This window comes from Photobacterium sp. TLY01, assembly GCF_021432065.1.
GTDB classification, from domain to species: Bacteria; Pseudomonadota; Gammaproteobacteria; order Enterobacterales; family Vibrionaceae; genus Photobacterium; species Photobacterium halotolerans_A.
The window spans coordinates 672,574-693,006 of the sequence record NZ_CP090365.1 but is presented as its reverse complement, the minus strand read 5'-3'; the positions used below and the strand labels follow the sequence as shown (position 1 = coordinate 693,006).

At 53.0% G+C, this 20,433-nt stretch carries 18 protein-coding genes and 1 pseudogene; 8 read left to right on the top strand and 11 right to left on the bottom strand.

Going from position 1 to position 20,433, the window contains the following annotated elements:
- Positions 1-41 precede the first annotated feature (41 nt).
- Entirely contained in the window at positions 42-1,004 is a 963-nt protein-coding gene (locus LN341_RS18640) for a CHAD domain-containing protein (RefSeq protein WP_046219982.1), read from the top strand.
- A gap of 146 nt (positions 1,005-1,150) precedes the next feature.
- Positions 1,151-1,489, top strand: a complete 339-nt coding sequence (locus LN341_RS18635; RefSeq protein ID WP_234205135.1) for a hypothetical protein — start codon at positions 1,151-1,153, stop codon at positions 1,487-1,489.
- A gap of 44 nt (positions 1,490-1,533) precedes the next feature.
- Here LN341_RS18635 and LN341_RS18630 read toward each other — a convergent pair whose 3' ends face one another.
- Positions 1,534-2,013 carry a glutathione peroxidase gene (locus LN341_RS18630; RefSeq protein ID WP_046219984.1) on the bottom strand — a complete coding sequence of 160 codons (480 nt, stop codon included), beginning with the start codon at positions 2,011-2,013 and terminating at the stop codon, positions 1,534-1,536.
- A 143-nt stretch (positions 2,014-2,156) separates the two neighbouring features.
- On the opposite strand from LN341_RS18630, the gene LN341_RS18625 reads away from it, so the two are divergent.
- Positions 2,157-2,723 carry a hypothetical protein gene (locus LN341_RS18625; protein WP_144409019.1) on the top strand — a complete coding sequence of 189 codons (567 nt, stop codon included), beginning with the start codon at positions 2,157-2,159 and terminating at the stop codon, positions 2,721-2,723.
- A gap of 386 nt (positions 2,724-3,109) precedes the next feature.
- On the opposite strand, the gene LN341_RS18620 is transcribed toward LN341_RS18625, so the two are convergent.
- The 4 genes from LN341_RS18620 to LN341_RS18605 all read right to left on the bottom strand — a co-directional run bounded on the left by LN341_RS18620 (position 3,110) and on the right by LN341_RS18605 (position 6,185).
- Positions 3,110-4,129: an adenosine deaminase gene (locus LN341_RS18620; protein ID WP_234205133.1), complete on the bottom strand. Its 1,020-nt coding sequence runs from the start codon at positions 4,127-4,129 to the stop codon at positions 3,110-3,112.
- Between the two features lie 139 nt (positions 4,130-4,268).
- On the bottom strand, positions 4,269-4,802 hold the full coding sequence (gene mog, locus LN341_RS18615; protein WP_046219986.1) for a molybdopterin adenylyltransferase: 534 nt from the start codon (positions 4,800-4,802) through the stop codon (positions 4,269-4,271).
- Between the two features lie 187 nt (positions 4,803-4,989).
- Entirely contained in the window at positions 4,990-5,685 is a 696-nt protein-coding gene (locus tag LN341_RS18610; RefSeq protein WP_234205132.1) for a pirin family protein, read from the bottom strand.
- A 53-nt stretch (positions 5,686-5,738) separates the two neighbouring features.
- A complete protein-coding gene (locus LN341_RS18605) occupies positions 5,739-6,185 on the bottom strand; it encodes a DoxX family protein (RefSeq protein WP_046219988.1) in 447 nt (148 codons plus the stop codon).
- A gap of 286 nt (positions 6,186-6,471) precedes the next feature.
- Between LN341_RS18605 and LN341_RS18600 the strand changes: the two genes are divergently transcribed.
- On the top strand, positions 6,472-7,695 hold the full coding sequence (locus tag LN341_RS18600; protein WP_046219989.1) for an MFS transporter: 1,224 nt from the start codon (positions 6,472-6,474) through the stop codon (positions 7,693-7,695).
- 33 nt (positions 7,696-7,728) lie between these two features.
- Here the strand turns inward: LN341_RS18600 and LN341_RS18595 are convergent, their stop codons facing one another.
- The 4 genes and pseudogenes from LN341_RS18595 to doeB2 form a co-directional block, all read right to left on the bottom strand.
- Positions 7,729-9,093 (bottom strand): NAD-dependent succinate-semialdehyde dehydrogenase, encoded by a 1,365-nt coding sequence (locus tag LN341_RS18595; RefSeq protein WP_234205130.1) that lies wholly within the window; start codon positions 9,091-9,093, stop codon positions 7,729-7,731.
- 17 nt (positions 9,094-9,110) lie between these two features.
- On the bottom strand, positions 9,111-10,382 hold the full coding sequence (gene doeA / locus LN341_RS18590; RefSeq protein ID WP_234205128.1) for an ectoine hydrolase: 1,272 nt from the start codon (positions 10,380-10,382) through the stop codon (positions 9,111-9,113).
- Positions 10,379-11,637: pseudogene (locus tag LN341_RS18585) on the bottom strand (aspartate aminotransferase family protein). The gene doeA and the pseudogene LN341_RS18585 overlap by 4 nt, the downstream one beginning before the upstream one ends.
- 105 nt (positions 11,638-11,742) lie before the next feature.
- A complete protein-coding gene (doeB2, locus tag LN341_RS18580) occupies positions 11,743-12,915 on the bottom strand; it encodes a N(2)-acetyl-L-2,4-diaminobutanoate deacetylase DoeB2 (RefSeq protein ID WP_234205126.1) in 1,173 nt (390 codons plus the stop codon).
- 295 nt (positions 12,916-13,210) lie between these two features.
- Between doeB2 and LN341_RS18575 the strand changes: the two genes are divergently transcribed.
- Entirely contained in the window at positions 13,211-14,317 is a 1,107-nt protein-coding gene (locus tag LN341_RS18575) for an anhydro-N-acetylmuramic acid kinase (RefSeq protein ID WP_234205124.1), read from the top strand.
- Between the two features lie 59 nt (positions 14,318-14,376).
- Here the strand turns inward: LN341_RS18575 and LN341_RS18570 are convergent, their stop codons facing one another.
- Positions 14,377-14,760 (bottom strand): MAPEG family protein, encoded by a 384-nt coding sequence (locus tag LN341_RS18570; RefSeq protein WP_234205122.1) that lies wholly within the window; start codon positions 14,758-14,760, stop codon positions 14,377-14,379.
- A 249-nt stretch (positions 14,761-15,009) separates the two neighbouring features.
- Here LN341_RS18570 and LN341_RS18565 point away from each other — a divergent pair, with 249 nt between their 5' ends.
- Complete coding sequence (locus LN341_RS18565) at positions 15,010-17,595, top strand: hypothetical protein (protein WP_234205121.1); 2,586 nt, start codon at positions 15,010-15,012, stop codon at positions 17,593-17,595.
- A 229-nt stretch (positions 17,596-17,824) separates the two neighbouring features.
- Positions 17,825-18,499 (top strand): GIN domain-containing protein, encoded by a 675-nt coding sequence (locus LN341_RS18560; protein ID WP_234205119.1) that lies wholly within the window; start codon positions 17,825-17,827, stop codon positions 18,497-18,499.
- Positions 18,500-18,904: 405 nt separating this feature from the next.
- On the opposite strand, the gene LN341_RS18555 is transcribed toward LN341_RS18560, so the two are convergent.
- Complete coding sequence (locus tag LN341_RS18555) at positions 18,905-19,288, bottom strand: DUF1090 domain-containing protein (RefSeq protein WP_234205117.1); 384 nt, start codon at positions 19,286-19,288, stop codon at positions 18,905-18,907.
- Between the two features lie 277 nt (positions 19,289-19,565).
- On the opposite strand from LN341_RS18555, the gene LN341_RS18550 reads away from it, so the two are divergent.
- Positions 19,566-20,417, top strand: coding sequence for a 2OG-Fe(II) oxygenase (locus LN341_RS18550; protein WP_234206590.1), 852 nt, complete (start codon positions 19,566-19,568; stop codon positions 20,415-20,417).
- Positions 20,418-20,433 lie beyond the last annotated feature (16 nt).

The window sequence follows — 20,433 nt, the reverse complement described above, 5'->3', positions numbered from 1 at the left end:
ATATTCAGCCCCTGACTATGGTTATGGAGGAGGTCATCGGAATGAGCGTCAATAAAAGGGATAAACTGCGTTTACCGCAGCGGAAAAAAGCGTCCGTGGCCCTGAAAAAAGACAGCGCAATTTACTTGCCCACTTATCACTTTCTCAAAAGCGAGTTTCAGCATGCCCGACGCCACGAGACAGGCCTGATCCGCGACGACGACACAGAGTTCCTGCACCAGTACCGCGTGTCACTCCGGCGCTGTCGTGCCCTGCTCAGCTTGCTCAGTGCCATTTTCCTGCCACAGCAAAAGCAGATGCTCCAAAACACCCTGAAAACCTTCATGCAGAAAACCAATGAACTGCGGGATCTGGATGTGTATTTAGGTCACATGGAACCTTATTTCGATGCCCTGGATCATCAGTACCATCAGGGCCTGATCCTGTTCTTTAACGACTTACAGGACAGGCGGATAGCCCAGCTGAAGCAAATCAAAGACTGGCTGAAGTCTGCCGATTATCAGCAGCAGTGTGCGCAGATTATTGGTCTGCTTGATGAACTGCAGACTGAGCCGACGGATGCAGGTAAAAAACCCTGCCTGCACCTGGCCAAAAAAAGTATCTGGAAACACTTCAACAAAACACAGCGTGTCTGTCAGTCCATCGGTTATGCGAATCCGGACGAACACATTCACGAGCTCAGAATTGCCTGCAAAAAGCTCCGCTATCTTCTGGAGTACTTTGCGCCGTTATTTCCACGTAAAATCATGAAAGAGCACATCAAGCAGTTGAAAGCGCTGCAGGATTCTCTCGGTTATTTTAATGACAGCGCAGTCCAGATTGATTTTCTGAATCAGTATCTTGAGCAGCAAAAACCGGGCTCAAAGCGCCACAACGCGATCTCGCGTTTACTGACATTCAGCCAAAAGCAACATGCTGATCATAAAATCAGCGTGATCGATCATGTCAATCAGTACGCCTTTGCCGCGCCCCAAAAATCCTTTGAGAAGATCTATAAGCCCTGAGCAGAGCTCTGGACGGGAGATTTTTGCGGCATCATGCACATTTCACAAAAGCTTCATCAAACAGCAATAGAGGCTGAGAGCCCAATCACGCTTTATTTTCAGCACTTTGCTATTAATGAATGAAACATCATTGAAAGGAAGTGCGTATGAAATCAATCAGAACAATAACACTGACTCTCTCTTCCCTGTTTGCACTGTCTTTACCACCCCAGGTTGCAGCGGCCGACGCGCAACAAGCCTTCATGAACGACTGCCTGCGCACTTATCAGAATGAGTCCCTGTGTCTGGGTTACGCGCTGGGTGTTTTTAACACGATTTCAGCCATTCAATGCAGCCAGCCAGAACAGCACCCGATTCATTCCCTGACTCAAACGAGCACCATGCAGACCGAAGGTGCAAAACGCGTTCGCCTCTCAATAGAAGCCATGCAACCAGCGCTGAGCAAAATCAGTGACTGCCGGGCCAATTCTCCAACCTCAAGCTGACGATCATACATGTCGGCCAGTCTGCAACCGGCCGACAAATAAGCTCATTTTAAGGCGGCTTGAATATCCGCTTCCAGCGCCTCTGGTTTGGTCAGCGGCGCGTAACGTTTCATCGGCTGACCATCCCGGCCAATCAGAAACTTGGTGAAGTTCCATTTGATGTTTTTCCCCAACAGGCCGGGTAAGGCATCGGTCAGGTAGGCAAACAGCGGATGGCTATCGGCTCCTTTCACATTCACCTTTTCAAACATCGGAAAATTGACACCATAGTTGATTTCACAAAATTCACTGATGGCGTCACTGTTGCCCGGCTCCTGCTGGCCAAACTGGTTACAGGGAAAACCGAGGATCACCAGGCCCTGTTCACTGTATGTGTCATAAAGTGATTGCAGCCCCTGATATTGCGGCGTAAAGCCGCATTTGCTGGCCGTATTCACCACGAGCACAACTTTCCCTGCATAAGTGCTCAATGGCACGACCTCGCCTTGCAGACTGGTGACTGAAAAATCGTAAAATGCCGCCATAACTCTGTTCCTTACCTGTGATGTAGATAGACCTGTACGCGTGTGGCCAGTGTATCAGGCGAACCGGTTCAACTGGGAATTGTGCTTTAAAACCGTATACTGGCACCCAACATTATGTGTCACCTTCACTGCCGGGAGCTGCCGTGTCTTCATTCAGCCAGAAACTGACCGCTATGGGTCTCAGACGCTTAGACTTTACCGAGTCTGAAACCACGAGCCTGAACGCCCTGCTCAGCCAGCTCGATACAGAATTTGCCACACTGCAACAGCAACGGCCAGACGGTAAAGGCGACGATCTTTTACTGGGGCTGATGACAAAAACGCATCTATCCGCTCTGGAGCAATTACAGAGTACGGACAGTCAGAGCCAAGCCATGCGCGATCTGTTCGTTCAGCAAGTTGGCCTGGAACATGCGGCACGGTTTGAAAACCAGCATCATGGCTATTTTATGCTGGTCACACGCCTGTGGATGCTGGTGCTCGGCTATCTGCAGATTGATCTCAGCTATGCCGCCGATCATGCGCAGTCCAGCGCAACCCTGCTCTTTCCGGAAGATTCGACGGGACCCAGCCACAGCCGTGCAGAGCAAAGCCGACGCCGTTTCATGCAAGCCTACTATCAAGGGAAAGCGTCAGCCGGGCATGAGAAGCAAGCCGTTACTCTCATAAAAATATTCAAAATCTGGCTTCAACGAATATTTCACCCGTGACAGTCAAAAACCATAGTAGAACCAAAGCAAATATGTTGTTGATGAAGGCAAAAAAATTACAACATCGTAAATAAAACATGCTAAATCATACAATTAACTGAGCACCCGGATTTTTCATGTCTTTCTGACTGAAAAATTAACTCCCTTAAGGTTTTGAACAGCTTACTATTTAACATTCTGCGATACATTTTTTACAAAAGTGATCATTGCGCGTTTTTTAATCACCCCTATAATACCGCCTACGCTTTAACCAAGTATGTTGTTCCTTTAAAACTCCTGCAGCAAAGATAACCGGAACGGAAAATGCCGCCAGGGTCTTTGAAGCAGTTTGAGTTGATTTATTTCCCCGCCTGTCATGCCTATGACAGGCGTTTTTTTTATCTGTTTTACAGGATCGGGTGAAGCTGAACAGACAGATAATGATCCAAACGTTCCTGCAACTGCGCTTTTTCTTCATCCGGCAAAAAGCTGGCCCGGATCGCGTTGGCAGTAAATACAGCCATTTCTTCTTTTGTAACGTCAAAGGCCGCGGTCACAGCCAGAAAATTGTCCGTCATGTAACCCCCAAAATACGCCGGATCATCGGAATTGATCGTCACGCACACGCCTTTGCGCAGCAGCGCAATGATATTGTGATCGGCCATGCGATTAAACACCCTGAGTTGTACGTTCGATAAGGGACAGACAGTTAAAGGCATCTGGTTACGAACCAGCTCCTCCACCAGCGCCGGGTCCTGGCTACACTGCACGCCATGATCAATTCGGGACACCCGAAGCATCGACATCGCATCACGAATGTTACTGGCAGGCCCTTCTTCACCGGCGTGAGCGACAGTCAGAAAACCGGCCTCATGCGCTTTTTCAAACACACGGCGGAATTTTTCAGGTGGATGACCATGCTCAGATGAATCCAGCCCAACGCCGATAATATATTCCTGATACGACATGGCCTGAGCCAGGGTTTCAAACGCCGCCTCTTCACTGAGATGGCGCAGAAAGCACATGATCAGCCGGTTTGAAATCGACAGCTGCTGCTCTCCGTCGGCCAGTGCCCGGGTGATACCGGCCATCACGGTCTGGAATGACACACCTCGCTCAGTGTGGGTTTGCGGATCAAAAAAGATCTCCGTATGCATGACATGATCTTGCTGGCAATGCAGCAGGTACGCCCAGGTGAGATCGTAAAAGTCCTGCTCGGTCTGCAACACAGCGGCACCGAGGTAATACATGTCCAGAAAAGACTGAAGATCATCAAACTGATAGGCAGCTCTGGCTTCTTCAACACTGGCATAAGGCAAAGGGATCTGATTGCGTTGCGCCAGTTCAAACATCAGTTCTGGCTCTAATGTCCCTTCAATATGGACATGCAGTTCAACTTTCGGCAGGGTTCGGATAAAGCTTTCCATAGCACTGACCTCTTCACGCTCTACACAGGAAACTTGGATATATTGTTTAAAGTGTAGATTGCAAAATCAGTCAGATGGAAAAGCGGGGGGAGATTTTCCCTGTCAGTGTGACACGGTGACCAACAGGGAAAGCAGCACTTTATTTCTGTTTTGGACGGAACACTTTAATGACGCTTTCATCGCTTTCCAGATACGGCCCTTCCATCAGATCAATACAGTACGGGATGGCCGGGAATACCGCGTCCAGACATTCACGGATAGACTTCGGTTTACCGGGAAGATTTACGATCAGTGTATCGTCGCGCAGTCCTGCAGTTTGACGTGACAAAATCGCGGTTGGCACAAACTTCAGTGACTCAGCACGCATCAGCTCACCAAAGCCAGGCATCATGCGATCGCACACCGCTTCTGTTGCTTCCGGGGTAACATCCCGCTTTGCCGGGCCTGTTCCACCGGTGGTAACAATCAGACAGCACTCTTCTTCATCAGCCATACGAATTAAGGTGGACTCAATGACATCACGCTCATCAGGAATCACTTCGTAGACAGGTTCCCATGGCGAAGTCAGGTATGCTTTCAGCGTATCCATGATCGCCTGCCCGGAAAGGTCTTCATACACACCCGCACTCGCTCTGTCACTGACGGTGACAATCCCAATCTTCGCTGTGGTCATTTTTTCTCCTCAGGCCAACGCCTTGCTATTGCGAACCAGCCACATCGCGTGGCAAACAAGGGCCGCTTCTCTGTCTGCAATCACAGCCGGTTGCCATCAAGGCAATTGATATCACGGCTGTCTGTCATCACAAACAGAGAAGCGGCCCCTGTGCTAGTGTAAGCAATCTTGGGCGTTCGGAAAACCTTTAGGGTAAGTCAAACACCAGCGCTGTGACCGAAACATCGCCCTGATTGGATACAATCAGCTCAGACTGATGCGCCACCTTCAGTCCGTCCCCCGGTGATAAGATCTCACCTTCGACTGTCAGCTGACCTTTGATCTGATGCAGATAAAACCGGCGTCCGGCCTGCTGTGTCAGCACCAGAGATTCACCCGCCGGTAATATCAGCTGACTGAGCCGGGCATCCTGCTTGATGGACAGAGTGCCGTTCTCACCATCCGGCGTGATCACCGGGGTCAGGCCTTCACGCTGACCAAAGTCTTTCTGCTGATAGCCCGGCTCACCACCCAGCTGATCCGGCTGAATCCAGATTTGCAGAAATTTCAGGGTGTCTTGCTGCGACGCATTGAACTCGCTGTGATAGATCCCTTTACCGGCCGACATCAGCTGGAACTCACCCGCGGGCAAACGCTTGATGTTACCGGCGCTGTCTTTATGGGCAATTTCACCTTCCAGCACATAGCTGATAATTTCCATGTCTTGATGACCATGGGTATCAAACCCGGCACCGGCGCGAACGGTATCATCATTGATCACCCGCAGCGCCGAATAGCCCATATGCTTGGGATCGTAATAATGACCGAACGAGAAGGTGTGACGACTGTCAAGCCATCCGAACGAGGCTCTGCCACGATCTGCAGCACGTCTGATTTCCAGCATAATGTCACCTCTTAAATGTTGTCGAAAACGGAATAGCCAGGCTGATCGCGTCCTTAGCGGACGCGTTTTGCCAGCAGGGAGTCAACCGATACTTTGCCAGCCCCGGAGACAACCAGTGATACCGCAATAGCCAGCAGCGACAAGCCAAACTCGTAGCCACCGTTGGACATAAACAGGCCATTCGGTAAGTGAACGCTCACGATTGCCACAATCATAGTGATTGCCAACACGAAGGCCGCCGGACGGGTCAGTAATCCAACCAGGATAAACAGGCCGCCGAAGAACTCACCGCTACCGGCCAGAAATGCCATCAGCATGCCAGGCTCCAGACCGATGGATGCCATCCATTGACCCGTCCCTTCCAGACCATAACCCCCAAAGGCACCAAACAGCTTTTGCGCGCCATGGGCCATGAAAATAATACCGGCAGGCACACGCAGCGCCAGCGGGGCAAAACTGTCTGCAGACGTAATCAGGCGTTTGATCAAAGAAGTATTCATTAGGATTTCCTCAAAAAAATTGAACAAAAAAAGGATTCAAAACTGTGATCGTTAAACAATGACAGAACCTGTACTGGTAGCTTATGCACTGGTCTCAGCCCTGTCTTCCTCGATTGAGAGCAAGTGTAGTGGCTGTGACCGTCAAACAACATGGGTTGAAATTGAGTAACTAATTCGAATAAATCGAACAACAGAATAATTTGCTGTCTGAGTTGAAAAAATACAGACAATAATCAGGGGCTATGACACTATGAACGACTTGATAGTTCAAAGGAAAATCAACGACATGGAGTTGTCTCACGTCCGCCGTTTTTCGGCACCGATCTGGGCCGTCTTGATCGGCACCCTGCTGACCCGCGCCTCCTTTTTTATGGTCTGGCCTTATATGGCCGTGATGCTGCACCGCAAATTTGGTTTGTCTGAGATTGAAATCGGCACCATCATGAGTCTGGCGGCACTCGGCGGCGCTGTGGTCGCCCTGTATGTGGGCTACCTGTCTGATAAGCTTGGCCGGAAAAATTTACTGATCATCAGTTGTCTGGCCCATGTTGCGACATTTATCATTCTGGCCGAGGCTGATCAGGCCTGGTTATACGCCGCTGGCGCACTGATGGCAGGCATCAGCCGGTCGATGCTGGAACCGCCGGCACGGGCAATGATTTCTGACTTATTACCTGAGATCCCGGTCCGGGAAATGGCGCATCAGGTGCGCTATTACTGCATCAATCTGGGTGCGGCTTTCGGGCCGTTAGTGGGCTTACAGCTGGGCTTTACCGGTGAACAATCCTCTTTTTATCTGGTGGCGCTGGCTTACCTGATCTACAGCGTGTGCTTTATTCTGGCGTTCTGGCAGATTCGCAACAGGCCGCAACCACCCAAAAACGAACAGAATTTCAGCCAGACCCTGAAAGTATTAGCACGTGACAAGGCATTCATGGTGCTGATTCTGGCCAATACCCTGGTGATGTACGCTTACCTGCATCAGGAAACAACCCTGGTACAGTATCTCAATGGGCTGGGCGATAAAGTGGTTGAACTTTATACCAGCATGATTTTTGTTAACGCCAGTGTGATTGTGCTGCTGCAATTTCCGCTGCTGAAGCTGCTCAGTGGCTGGTCACTCTACCGCCGTGTGTATCTGGGCGTTGCTCTGTTTACCAGTGCCTTTTTGCTGTACGCCAGTTTTCCTCTTGATGCGCCCGACCTTTACTGGTTACTGGCCACTTTTGTACTGAGCCTGGGCGAGGTGATTCTGTTCCCGACCTTCAATCTGCTGATTGACAGAGCAGCGCCGGATCATCTGCGCGGCGCTTACTTCGGAGCGGGGAATCTGACCTCTATCGGCGTGAGTTTGTCGCCATTAGCTGGCGGGATTATCTTGTCGCTGTACGGCGGCCCGGCGCTGTTCATGTCCACCGCCTGTGTGCTGATTCTGGCGGGCTATTTATACCGCTGCTCTGCCCGCTTACAGCAGCAAAACAGCAAACCGGTACAAGCCACTCAGCCATAGCCGCTTGTACCGGCAATACGCTTGCGATACCCGCTATTTCACCCAAACCTGCTTGGCATTCACAAACTCGTGAATGCCTTGCGGCCCAAGCTCCCGCCCGTAGCCAGAGCGTTTAATACCACCGCTCGGCAAACGGGGATCCGTTTTGACGATGCCGTTGACAGCAATCTGTCCCGCCTGCAGCTCACGAATGAAACGCTGCGCATGGACCGGGCTGCCCGTCCAGACGCCGGCCCCCAGTCCGTAGGCCGTATCGTTCGCCAGCCGCAGCGCATGTTCGGCATCATCCGCTTTGACCAGCACCATCACAGGACCAAAGGTTTCTTCACGAAACGCGCACATCTCGGGTGTCACATCAGCCAGCAAGGTCACCGGATAATAATACCCTAACCCGGTCTCTGGCTGCCCGCCCATCAGGCATCGTGCGCCGGCCTCTATCGTTGCCTGCACCTGACGATGCAGGTTCTGCCTTAAATCATCCCGGGCCAGCGGCCCGACATCCGTGTCTGGCGAAGACGGGTCGCCGACTCTCAGCAGCGTCAGCCGTCTCTCCACCAGTTGGATGAAGATGTCATACACAGGTGCTTCCACAATGATCCGTTTGGCCGCAATGCAGGACTGACCGGCGTTAATCGTACGTGACAGTGTCGCCACATCAGCGGCCGTTTCCAGATCAGCATCAGCCAGCACGACAAAAGGATCCGATCCCCCCAGCTCCAGCACTGCCGGTTTGATTTCACTGGCTGCGGTCGCGGCGACTTTCGCACCCGCACGGTCTGATCCGGTAAACGAAACCGCCGCAATGTCCGGATGGCGGATCGCCTGCTCAGCGAGCTCATTGTCAATGGGCAGGTTGACCATAATATTGGCGGGCGCACCCGCCAGTGAAAACATCTCTGCGATTGCGCGGGCACAACCCGGCACGTGCGGATCGTGCTTCATCACGCAGGTGTTGCCGGCCATCAGCGCCGGTGCCAGAAACCGGAAGGCCAGCCACAACGGGGCATTCCAGGGCAAAATGCCCAGCACTGTGCCGAGAGGCTGGTAGCAGACATAACTGTGGCTGGCATCAGACGGCAGACTCTGGTCCGCCAGATAAGCTTCAGCATGCTGGGCATAATGCTCGGCACACCAGGCCGCTTTTTCCACTTCGGGGCCGGCTTCCTTCACCGGCTTGCCCATTTCCAGTGTCATCAGCTCGCCCAAACGGGTTTTATGTTCCCGCAACTGTTCTGCAACGCGGCGCAATACCTCGCCGCGCTCGGCAAAGGTTAACCGCTGCCAGTCGGGCTGCGCGGCCCTCGCCGCTTGAATCTGGCTGTCCAGTGTTTCCGAGTTCAGCGTCGGGTACTCCTCAATCAGAGTGCCATTGGCCGGATTGATCGCTGTTAAAGACATAACTCCCCCTTACTCGGCTATCCGTTCGCCTGTTGCTGTTTCCCTTTGCGGGCTTTGTCTATGGATGTCGCTTTGTCTGACGACACGCTGGTTGTGGCGGCTTCAGGTTTGGCCGGTTTGCCCTGTTCGGGTAACACAGTGAAGTCTTTCGGCAGGGTGAAGAAGGATTCACAACCATCTGACGTGATTACAATGGTATCGGAGATCCCACAGGTTTTATCGCCATCCACCCCCCACATCCAGGGAATGATGTGGAACGTCATGCCCTCTTGCAGCACGGTCGACTCGCCTTGTTTCAGGCTGACTATATAGCCTTCGTCCCAACTGGGCGGAAACGCGATCCCAATCGAATAGCCGGATCGGGTGATCAACCTGGCCCCTACGTCATTGTGAGAAATGATATTGCGGATCAGATTATCAGCATCCGACACCGTCATCCCGGGCTGAATATAGGCATGCAGCGATTGCAGCGCCAGCTTCATGGTTTCCTGTGCTTTGTGCATGGAATCGGTCAGTTCCCCTAAAATCACAGTGCGCATCATGGCGGTGTGATAGCGACGATAACAACCGGCCACTTCGAGAAACACGTGCTCGCCCGGTTGCACGACACGTCCTTCCCAGGTTGCATGCCCGATCATGGTTCTGGGCCCGGAGGTCACATACGGCATCACTGCCGGGGGCTCCCCGCCCGCCTTGAACATCGCCGCGCTGATGGCCGCGCCGATTTCGTTTTCTGTGACCCCGGCCTGACAGGCCGCAATCCCGGCTTTCATACCGGCTTCAGTGGCAACCGCCGCCCTGCGCATCAGCTCAATTTCAACCGGCGATTTGCAGATGCGTCCCTGCTCGACAATGCCAAAACAATCCAGCAGTTTCGCTTCCGTCAGCGTGGTGTGTATGGTGTCCTGCTGATAGGCAGGAAAGAAGTAGCTGTTTCTTTCGTAGCCGATGCGCTTTCTCGACAGTCCGAATTCCCGCAACGCGTCCACCAGCATCTGAATCGCATCTCCGGTGTCCGGATAAGGCCGGGTCCGCTCAATCCAGGTCCGGGCAAAAATGTTCGACTCTTCCATCGCCCGGGTGATCATGAAGGGCTCATCTTCCAGTGGCACAACCAGCGCCTGAAAAAAGGAATAGCCGGTGGTCTGGTAATCGGTCAGGTACATGATGTTTTCCGGATCGGTGATCACCACCGCATCCAGCTGGCGCTGGGCGATACGCTGTCGCAATTCGCCCAGACGTCGCTCATATTCCTCAAAAGGAAACGTCATATCGTCGCGTTTTTTCATACCGCCTCCCGGAGCACGTTTTGCGTCACTTCCACCAAAATGGCCAGCCCTGACTGCAAGTCTGACTCCGGTGTTGTCAGCGGCGGAATCAGCTTGATCACCCGGCCGCCGCTGCCGCAGGCCGAGACCAGCAATCCAGCCTCGAAACAGCGTCCGACTATGGTTTTCGCCAGCTCCCCAAGGCCCACATCGACGCCATACAACATGCCTTTGCCGCGTACTTCCACTCCGGCCAGATCCGCCAGTGGTGCAAGCGCCGCAGACATGATCGCGCCTTTTTGCTGCACTTCCTCCATCAGGTGGCTGTCTTCGAAGTAACTCAGCGCTTCGCAGCCGCTACAAAGGACAGGCACTGCCCGCGAAAAGTCCCCGTGTGCTCACCCGGCGACCAGTGTTTATCCAGCTCAGGTTTCACCAGATTCATCGCAATCGGGGTGCCCATGCCACCCAGTCCTTTAGCCAGACAAACGATATCCGGGTCGATGCCGTAATCATCGAAACTGAAAAATGAGCCGGTACGCCCCATCCCGGCCTGAATATCATCGACAATCAGCAATGCACCGACCGATTTCGCCAGCGATGCCAGCCGCTGCAGCCAGGCTTTATCGGCAATGTTGACGCCCCCTTCGGCCTGCACCACTTCGACCAGAAACGCGGCCGGTGGGGTGACGCCGCTAGAGCCGTCCTGATAGCTGTCTTCCAGCATTTCCAGCGCCTGCAGGGCTTGCTCTGCCGCTTTGCCCTGGGCACCGAAAGCGGTATGTGACACATGAGTCAGCGGCACACCGGCCGCGCCGCGGAAGTACTGATTCGCAGTACAGGCCAGCGCCCCTAAGGTCATGCCATGAAAGCCGTGCTGAAAGGCGACGATCTCATGGCGTCCGGTGACCCGCCGTGCCAGTTTCAGCGCTGCCTCGACGGCATTGGTGCCGGTCGGCCCCATAAACTGCATCTTGTGCGGCATGTTGCGTGGTTCAAGAATCACGTGATGAAAGCGCTCCATGAAGCGGCGTTTTGCGCTGGTGTGCATGTCCAGACTGTGGGTCACCCCATTGCGCTGGAGGTAGTCGATGACCGCCTGCTTCATGCGTTCGTTGTTATGTCCAAAGTTCAGCACCCCGGCACCGGCAAAAAAGTCGATGTACTCTTTACCCTGCTCATCGGTCTGCCTGGCATTGAACGCCGTATCAAAAACGACTGGGTAGACCCGGCAGTAAGCCCGGATTTCGGATTCGCGCTGTTCAAAAATGCTCATCGTACATCTCCTTGTGCTTTCAAATCTCTGGTGTGAACAGGGCTGTTGCGCTGTGCTGATCCACTCAGCCAGCCTTCAACAGCCCTTTGATTTTTTTAACCCTCTCTACCCTGTGTAGTCCGGTAATGGCGCCCCCGCAAGCCGGGCATACCAGCGAACGACTTTTTCGAGCAGTCGATCATTAAAATCGTAGTGGGGACTGTGGCAGGGATACTGATGGACAGGCTCACCATCATCGGCTCCAATCAAGGCAAACGCCCCGGGCACCTGCTGCAGGTAATAGCTGAAATCTTCCGAAGCCATCACAGGCAGGGAGATGGCATGATCAAGCTGCTGACCCGGTTCGGCCAGCCAGGCAGTACGGGCTTTTTCGGCGGGTTTGGCATGGTTGATCGTGGCACTGTAACGCGGCTGGATCGCCACCTCACAATCCACGCCATAACTCAGGGCGGTGTGATGGCTGATCTCTTCAATCAACTGGTTGATTCGGGTTTTCGTTTGATCGTCAGGCACCCGGATACTGCCACTCAGCACCGCCTGCTGTGGGATCACCGTCAGACCACTGGCGGCTTCGATAGAAGTCACACTCACCACGGCCGCGTACTGAGGCGGTAAGCGCCGGCTGATGATCTGCTGCAAATTGAGGGTAATTGCCGACGCCGCCAGCACAGGATCGGCGCAAAGTTCCGGCTGGCTGGCATGGCCGCCCCGCCCTTTGACGGTAATAGAGAAGGTGGCGTTACCGCACATCACCAGCTGATCCGGGCAAATCATCTTGCCAAACGGGATCGCCGGCCAGTTGTGCCAGCCGTAAATTTCATCCACCCCTTCCAGTGCCCCGTCAGCAATCATTTCCCGCGCACCGTGCCCGCCTTCTTCCGCGGGCTGAAACAGAAAAGTGACGGGGCCGGACAAACTGTCTTCATGCTGTTTGAGCCAGGCGACAGTGGCCATCAGCGCTGCGGTATGGCCGTCATGGCCGCAGGCATGCATACAGCCCTGCTGCTGTGATGACCAGGTACGGCCGCTGTCTTCATCAATCGGTAAAGCATCAATATCACCCCGCAGGGCAATGTGGCGACCGCCAGGATTGCCAGACGCAATATGCGCCAGCGTGCCGGTTTGCGCGCAAGGTCGCCAGTCGATCCCCATTGCGGTCAGACGATCGCGAATAGCGGCAGCCGTGTTGTGCTCCTGCCATCCCAGCTCAGGATGGCGGTGTAAATCCTGCCGAAAGGTTTTTGCCGTCGACAGATTCTTTTGCCAGAAATCGGACATAGGGGTTCCTGCTTGAATACTGAAAAGACCAAAACAAATTTTATTTATTATTTCGGCACTTACCAGCAAGCCTAGTCAGGAAGATCCGGTTTCTCAATGTCGATGACCCGCTGTTGATGAGCCTGAACTTCGCGCTGGCCTCACAGGGTCACTCAGCGACGCCGATTCACAGTCCAACCATTTCATACTGTTCAGCGGACAATTTTTTATATCGTGTTTTCCCGTAGTCTGGGACACTATGTGCCATAGCAAGATTTCACTGAACAGCGATCGACAACAGATCGGGAGAACAGGAATGACTCAGGAGTTCTATATCGGTGTCATGTCAGGCACCAGCATGGACGGCGTGGACACGGCGTTAGTGTCTGTTGACGGTGACCAGATTCAATTGCTGGCCCATGATGACTATCCCATGCCTGATCCGCTCAAGCAGCGTTTGATGAACGTCTGCATCGGCCAACCAACCACCCTGGTTGAAATCGGCGAGCTGGACCATTTACTGGGCCACTTGTTTGCCGATGCCGTCAATGCCCTGTTGGACAAATCCGGTTACCGGGCCGATCAAATCCGCGCTATCGGCAATCATGGTCAGACTGTGTATCACCAGCCGATCGGCGATGCGCCGTTCACACTGCAAATCGGCGATGCCAATATTGTGGCCGCGAAAACCGGGATTGATACCGTGGCGGATTTCCGCCGTAAAGACATGGCATTGGGCGGACAAGGCGCGCCGTTGGTCCCGGCTTTCCACAAAACCATTTTCCAGTCGACCGATTCCAGCGTGATCGTACTGAACATCGGCGGAATTGCCAATATTTCCGTGATTCGCCCCAATGACAAGGTGCTCGGATTCGATACCGGCCCGGGCAATATGCTGATGGATGCCTGGTGCGAACGGCATACCGGCCACAAGTTCGACCGCAACGGTGACCTGGCCAGACAGGGCACGGTGGACGAAGCTTTACTGAACCACTTACTCAGCGAGCCGTATTTTGCGCAACCTGCCCCCAAAAGCACCGGCCGGGAGCTGTTCAATCTGCCCTGGCTTGACGCCAAACTGGTCAATCGCACTGTCAGTGCGGCAGATGTGCAACGCACCCTGTGTGAATTCACCGCAGTGACCATTGCCCGCGAGGTCGGACGCTTTAAAAGCGGCCCGGCTCCCCAGTTGCTGGTGTGCGGTGGCGGTACACGAAACCCTGTGCTGATGGCGCGCCTGTCGGCACTGCTGGGCGACTGGCAGGTCGCACCCACCAGCGACTATGGCGTCGACAGCGATTACATGGAAGCCATGGCCTTTGCCTGGCTGGCGCAGCGCCGCATTCATGGCCTGCCGAGCAATTTACCTGAAGTGACCGGCGCCAGCCGCCCCGCATCACTGGGTGTGCTCTATTTCGCTTAATATTTTGTTTATTTTGAGTATTTCAAAAAGGGGCTGCGCACTATGGCGGCCCCTTTCATTCAGCCAAAAAGAAAATACAGCAGATTCAAAACCGCCAGCGCGATGATCGGCCAGAACGTCAACTGCATCCCCAATATTCGCCCTTTCAGGCTGTCGGCTAAGATGCCACGGCCATGAATCACCCGGCCAGCTGTGAAAAGCAGGCCAATCACCACAATCAACCAGCCTGCACCGCCGTTGTCTTCGAGCAGAAACAGCAAGATCAGGGTTATTGGGATGTAATTCACCGCATTTGACTGCGCAGAACACGCCAGTTGCAGATCTTTTGCAACTGCTCCGCCATCGCCGTAACCAATCTGATGCCGCCTGCGTGCTTTAATCACCTGCATCGATAACCAGCACAACCACAGTGCCAGCACGGCTGCAAAAAAACTTGTTGTCATCTCCTGAACGCTCCCGGTTAATTACCCAAACTTTCATCATCTTACACCATGATTTGCGTTTTGCATCCTCGCTAAACCCACACATTCTTATTCTCGCGACACCCATTTTCTCCGGCGTTTATGAAGGTCTAGCTGGACAACACTAAGCTAACAGTCAGAAAGCAATAAAAAGCGGCTCTGAGCTGATGCAGCGCCGCAACACCTTCTTCTTGACCGCGGAGCGCGGTGCGATTGACTTAGGGGCTGAACATGATGAACAAATCATGGGAGTGCGCATGTGGGCTGATTGGTATCAGCCTGCTGGCTGGCTGTGGTGGCGATGCCAAACAGCCTGTCGCGCCAGTAAAAACCATACCTTCCTATACCATTACTGCCATTGACGGGTACCTGCAAAGCGCACGGGCCTGGGTGGATGTGGGACAGAATTTCCGTTTTGAATCCGGCGATCGCCAGGGCACAACCAACGCGTCGGGCCAGGCATCCATCGCCCTGAACGGACTGGAAAACCCGTCGCAATACGCCTCTTTCGTGCTGGCGATTGCCGGACAGACAGTGGATCTGGACAATCCGGGCACGCCGGTCAGCAAAGGGTTTTTAATGTCTGCGCCGATCGGCTATACCACAGTCACCCCGCTCACCAGTATTGTCCACCTCTATATGTACGAAGGATTAGGTGAGTCGACGGCGATTTCTGCCACTGCCCAGTCGCTGGGTATCGGTGCCAGTCAGGTGATGGGCGATTACATTGCCAATGGTCTGGACGATATTGCGGTCAAAGCGCGGGCCATTGTTCAGCTGGGCATCTTACTCAAGCAGGAAGTGAGCAGTGAAGAAGAACTCGCCGTCCCCATGGCTGAGTTCCGCCGTCTGCGTGATGTGTTAAAGCAGCTGGATACTCATCATCACCTGGTCTTTGATGCGCATGACCGCGTCGTGCTCGGCGATAACAATCTTCCCATAGTCGTGGATGATGCGGCATTGGAAACCGACAGCGACGATGACGGCGTCTATGATAAGGCAGATGCTTTCCCGAACGATCCCAATGAAAGCGCCGACTTCGATTACGACGGTCTGGGCGATAACCTTGATCCGGATGACGATAATGACGGCCTGACCGATGTGCAGGAAGAGATGCTGAACACCGACCCGTTCAACCCGGATACCGATGGGGACGGGGTGAACGACAGCGAAGATGCATTCCCGACAGATAAAAACGAAACCGTCGATACCGACGGCGATGGGATCGGAGACAATGCCGATCCGGATAATGACAACGACGGCGTCAGTGATGAGTACGATGAAGATCCGCAGGATCCCACCAAGCTCAGTTGCCGCTTCGATGCCATGATTTCCAGCTCGTTCGAACTGGACGCCAACACAATGCACAACATCATTCTGCAATGCGGCGGTTACCTGCCACTGGGCGGTAACGATGTCAAAGCGCTGACTGCGCTGCGCCGCAACCGGGTAATGGAAACCGGCACCAGCTATGGCAGCCAGTCAGAATCCGGCGCGACCGAAGCCTATGAATTTGCAGATAATGGCACAGCTGTGCGTTACCTCAATGGCGTTGCGGCCGGCAACTACACCTGGAGTATCACCGGCAGCAACGAGAAAGACGGGTTCGCTTCCGGCATGATCAAGCTGTTCAACAGCAATGGGGACGCCGAAGTCTGGGCCATGCTCAACAAAATCGGTGAGCAGAACCTGTTTATCGTCTTCTCGCAATACGCCAGCAACGGCGACAATATCATCGATACCCAGGCGCTGTGGCAAATGCGCAGTCTGGATTACCGTCAGTCTGACGCCCCTGTCCCGGTTTCCAGTGCAACCCTGTCGCCCTGCACAACAGATGATTCCGTGATGAACGAGAGCGCCCCAACTGTAGCAGCCACCCGAGCTCAGTTTGATACGGCCGTCGAGACCTGCAAACAAAGTACTTCCGGGGGAGATCTGACGGTGACGGTCAACAGTCTGGCCAGCCAGTCCTTCCTGTGGGGCAAACCGGGTGAAGAGTTGAGCAGCCGCTACACCTTCCTCACCAACAGTGGCGACAACCAGGGCTTCGGCTATCGTCTGACCGGCGAAAAAGCGGAGAGCTATCAATGGGAAGTCGATAATAACCTGCTGGTCATTCAGGGCCGCGATATCCCGAATGCCACCAACTGGACCCAGACTTTCTCTCTGCTGGCGGAAGCTGAGGCCAACGGTGAAACCAGCTGGAAAACCTTTACCCTGGATGAGCAATGGGTTAAGGACAATACGCCGGACGGAATTACCGCCGAACAAGGGGCGATCGGCTCCGGTTCGCTGGTGCAAAGTGCCCTGCCCGGCCGTTTGCTGACCCAGTGTGATGACTTCGACACCGGCTGGAATGACAGCACACAAAGCCCGACCGACAACGGCGCGACACCGGCCGCCTATGATCAGGCCATCACAAGCTGTGGCACGCCCTGGACGGCGACACCGCTGGCCTTTACCAGCAACCTGCTGAGCACTGCCCTGCTGACGCTGGATAACGGTCACAGCCTGGCATTTGCCGGGGTGCCGGTCAGTAATTCAGACGGCCTGCTCTCCGGGAACGGTACTTACAATGTGCCAAACGCCGAGCAACCCGATCAGCCGCTGACTGAAGCATTCAGCTGGGTGGTGAATGCCAAAGGACAACTGGTGATCACCTTTACCGACAGCGATAAAGTGATGACCTGGCAGTTGCAGGATAGCGATGGCCTGAGCTTCTCTGCCCTGGGCTTTCTGGAAAATCCGGACTGGCAGCTGAACCCGGATCATGGCGTTATCCAGCAAACCCGCTTTACGGTATCCCGGATGATGTAAACCGTGGCGGCAATCACGACCATAGGTCACGAGTAGGTCACGAGAAAAAACAGGTGGCGAAATTTGCCACCTGTTAGTTTTTTCAGCTAACACTAATATCAATCAGAGCCAGTGCTCAGAGTTAAATCACCGCCAACCCGCATTCAGCCTGCCCTGTACACTTTTATGCATATTGGCACGACTATTGATTAGTGAATGTCACTTTCCACAAAACGGATGTGATGATTCGATGAAACCGACCCTGAAAAAAGTGATTCTTCCTGCTTCTCTGGCTGGTATTGCGCTGTATACCGGCATCATCAATTTCAGCTTTGCCGACGAGCAGACACGCACAGAATCTGTCCGTGCATTCAATCAACTGTCTGTCGAAAAAGGCCTGGAGATCTATGTGCATTGCAGCGACAGCAACTACCTTGAAGCGACAGGTCAGGCTGCTGCGCTGGAGAAAATGACAGTGACTGAACGGCAGGGCAGCTTGCTGATCAGTAATCGCTCGGGTGACGATTGGGAAAGCACGGAGCCGCTGACGGTCCATATTTACACGTCCCAGCCCCTTCAGCGCCTCGACGCCAGGTTTGGCATTGATGCGACCGTTGACAGCTGCGCTCTCGCCAGCGACAGCTTCGCAGTCACAGGCCAGATGGGCAGCAAACTGGTGCTCAGTGGTCAAACCGAGGTTCTGATGCTGGACCTGGCCATGGGCGCCACGCTCGATCACAGCGATCAGCCTTTGCATGTCGACAAAGCGACCGTTGAATTGGGTATGGGCGCCAGTGCCAGCCTGTGCCATGCCAAATCAGTCTCAGGCAGACAATCTGCCGGCACGAAGCTGTCTGTTTCGCCTGAGGCCCAGACCCGGATCAACAGCAGTTATGGGACGGCGTTGGTGGTTGATGAGTGTTGAGGAATAATCGATAAGTTATGTTGAACACATTTGGAGTTTGAAGGTTTGTCGCGCTTGAGTTTGGTGGTTCATTTGGCATCGCAGTACGCGCGCCAGGTACGCTTTGTGGGTGCAAAGCGTCCCCAGAAATGCCTGCTTGTTCGTTGGTGTTGTTGCTGCATAAACGGGCGTGATGGTATGTCGCGCTTGAGTTTAGCGGTTCATTTGGCATCGCAGTACGCGCGCCAGGTACTCTTTGTGGGTGCAAAGAGTACCCAGAAAACCCCTTTTTTGTTCTTTGCTGTTGGCCGGGGCGGTTGTAGGCGCTCCCGGCGCCGACAACCTGAAAATTCGTCCTGAATTTTCCCCTTTGGGAGTGAGTCTCTTAAGATCAAATTATCGCAAAACAAGTTCTATGACCTGAACCTACTTCTTCAACTCACTTCTTGCGGCGGCAAGCTCTGCCTCTGCTTCTTTCAGCTTATTCATTCTTTTCTCAATTTTATCGGCTCGGCCAGATTCCTGAGCGTCTTTCAGTTCAAGTCTGCGCTCGGCAACTTCCTGTTCTTTTTCATTCACTTTTGCCAGTCTGTCGCGCATTAAGCCTTCATCCGTACAGTGATCCCGTACTGCTTGAAGTGCTTTTTCCAAACCGGCGACACGATGCGTATTGTCATTGTTTTTTGCATATTCGATTTGTTGCTGTATCTCATAAGCTTTGGCGTCGCATCCCCTAAGAGACTCCTGAGCCAGGCTGGGAAAAGTGGCGATTGTTGCCAAAAAGCTGAAACCGATGATCTTCTTTAACATGAAAGTTCTCCTGTAGTATTTATGCATTATCCATATAGAATGTGTGGATTAAAAGTGATTATTCTGGAGGGATGAATAGGATGCCGGAGTTTGGGAAAAGTGATCCGAGCTACTCGCATATAAATTAAGAAGCTATCCACACCGCTTGTTTACGAAACGATTCTTAGAAATACTCCCATTTTATTTTTTTATTCTGGATTTATTCGTATTTTATTCATTTCAACAGATTACTTAGCATGTAAATCACGAAAACAACCATACAACGCTAGGTATCAATATGTCTCTTTCAAATCTCGCTACAGCGCTCTCACAACAATCAGAAAACATCATCCTCACCAATGAACTCGAAAAGTGGCATTTAGATGGCCTGTTCAACCGGACCATTGATGTAGTGCGGGTACCTGGATATTTCAGCACACGGAGTGCGACAGCGATCGCCAATAAAATAAAACAAAGTGCGTTTTTTGGCAGCTATGTGAACGCTCCCAAAATTGGGCGTATAGGACAAGCTTTTTTCGAATGTCAGAACGACGAAGTTTCGTTAAGCCGCTACCGTGAATTTGCGAAAGTTTGGATAAAAGAAATGCGCAAAGAAATAAGCCCGTATCTGTCACCAATCGATCGCTTGCGATTAGAACTAGATGAAGTTTGGCCATCCCACTGCAGCCTTGCTGAAATTGGTGGTCACAAGGCTTTCGCTGGATTAGTCAGAGAGTTCAAAGCAGGTGCTTACGCTGAGCCACACAACGATGTTCTAAGTTGGGATCTCGTCAATGAAATGAATACAGACATTACCAACCAGCTTGCTGCCAATGTGTATTTGGAGACCTCTGAAATAGGTGGAGAGTTAAAACTCTGGCACGAGTGGCCAGCAACGAAAGAAGAATACGATAGCATCCGTATTGAAGGCAGTTACGGCGTTAAAGAGGAACAACTAAACGACAGCTGCTTTGAAATCACACCAGAAACAGGCGAGCTGATTCTGTTTAACCCCATGCGTATCCACTCTGTGAACGAAATCCTGCAAGGCTCCAGGCTGACTTGGTCATGCTTCATTGGTCTGGAGAAAAAAACTCATGCACTTCAAATCTCAGGGCGGGATCGCACTTTGTTAAAAACTATGATCTAATAAACGTAAACTCTTA

What these genes read in the sequence shown, in the direction of transcription:
- doeB2 (WP_234205126.1), bottom strand. Translation starts at nt 12,915, where the DNA reads ATGTCCGATTTCTGGCAAAAGAATCTGTCGACGGCAAAAACCTTTCGG.
- LN341_RS18565 (WP_234205121.1), top strand. Translation starts at nt 15,010, where the DNA reads ATGATGAACAAATCATGGGAGTGCGCATGTGGGCTGATTGGTATCAGC.
- LN341_RS18610 (WP_234205132.1), bottom strand. Translation starts at nt 5,685, where the DNA reads ATGCTGGAAATCAGACGTGCTGCAGATCGTGGCAGAGCCTCGTTCGGA.
- mog (WP_046219986.1), bottom strand. Translation starts at nt 4,802, where the DNA reads ATGACCACAGCGAAGATTGGGATTGTCACCGTCAGTGACAGAGCGAGT.
- LN341_RS18620 (WP_234205133.1), bottom strand. Translation starts at nt 4,129, where the DNA reads ATGGAAAGCTTTATCCGAACCCTGCCGAAAGTTGAACTGCATGTCCAT.
- LN341_RS18575 (WP_234205124.1), top strand. Translation starts at nt 13,211, where the DNA reads ATGACTCAGGAGTTCTATATCGGTGTCATGTCAGGCACCAGCATGGAC.
- LN341_RS18550 (WP_234206590.1), top strand. Translation starts at nt 19,566, where the DNA reads ATGTCTCTTTCAAATCTCGCTACAGCGCTCTCACAACAATCAGAAAAC.
- LN341_RS18600 (WP_046219989.1), top strand. Translation starts at nt 6,472, where the DNA reads ATGGAGTTGTCTCACGTCCGCCGTTTTTCGGCACCGATCTGGGCCGTC.
- LN341_RS18560 (WP_234205119.1), top strand. Translation starts at nt 17,825, where the DNA reads ATGAAACCGACCCTGAAAAAAGTGATTCTTCCTGCTTCTCTGGCTGGT.
- LN341_RS18640 (WP_046219982.1), top strand. Translation starts at nt 42, where the DNA reads ATGAGCGTCAATAAAAGGGATAAACTGCGTTTACCGCAGCGGAAAAAA.
- LN341_RS18555 (WP_234205117.1), bottom strand. Translation starts at nt 19,288, where the DNA reads ATGTTAAAGAAGATCATCGGTTTCAGCTTTTTGGCAACAATCGCCACT.
- LN341_RS18630 (WP_046219984.1), bottom strand. Translation starts at nt 2,013, where the DNA reads ATGGCGGCATTTTACGATTTTTCAGTCACCAGTCTGCAAGGCGAGGTC.
- LN341_RS18635 (WP_234205135.1), top strand. Translation starts at nt 1,151, where the DNA reads ATGAAATCAATCAGAACAATAACACTGACTCTCTCTTCCCTGTTTGCA.
- doeA (WP_234205128.1), bottom strand. Translation starts at nt 10,382, where the DNA reads ATGAAAAAACGCGACGATATGACGTTTCCTTTTGAGGAATATGAGCGA.
- LN341_RS18605 (WP_046219988.1), bottom strand. Translation starts at nt 6,185, where the DNA reads ATGAATACTTCTTTGATCAAACGCCTGATTACGTCTGCAGACAGTTTT.
- LN341_RS18570 (WP_234205122.1), bottom strand. Translation starts at nt 14,760, where the DNA reads ATGACAACAAGTTTTTTTGCAGCCGTGCTGGCACTGTGGTTGTGCTGG.
- LN341_RS18595 (WP_234205130.1), bottom strand. Translation starts at nt 9,093, where the DNA reads ATGTCTTTAACAGCGATCAATCCGGCCAATGGCACTCTGATTGAGGAG.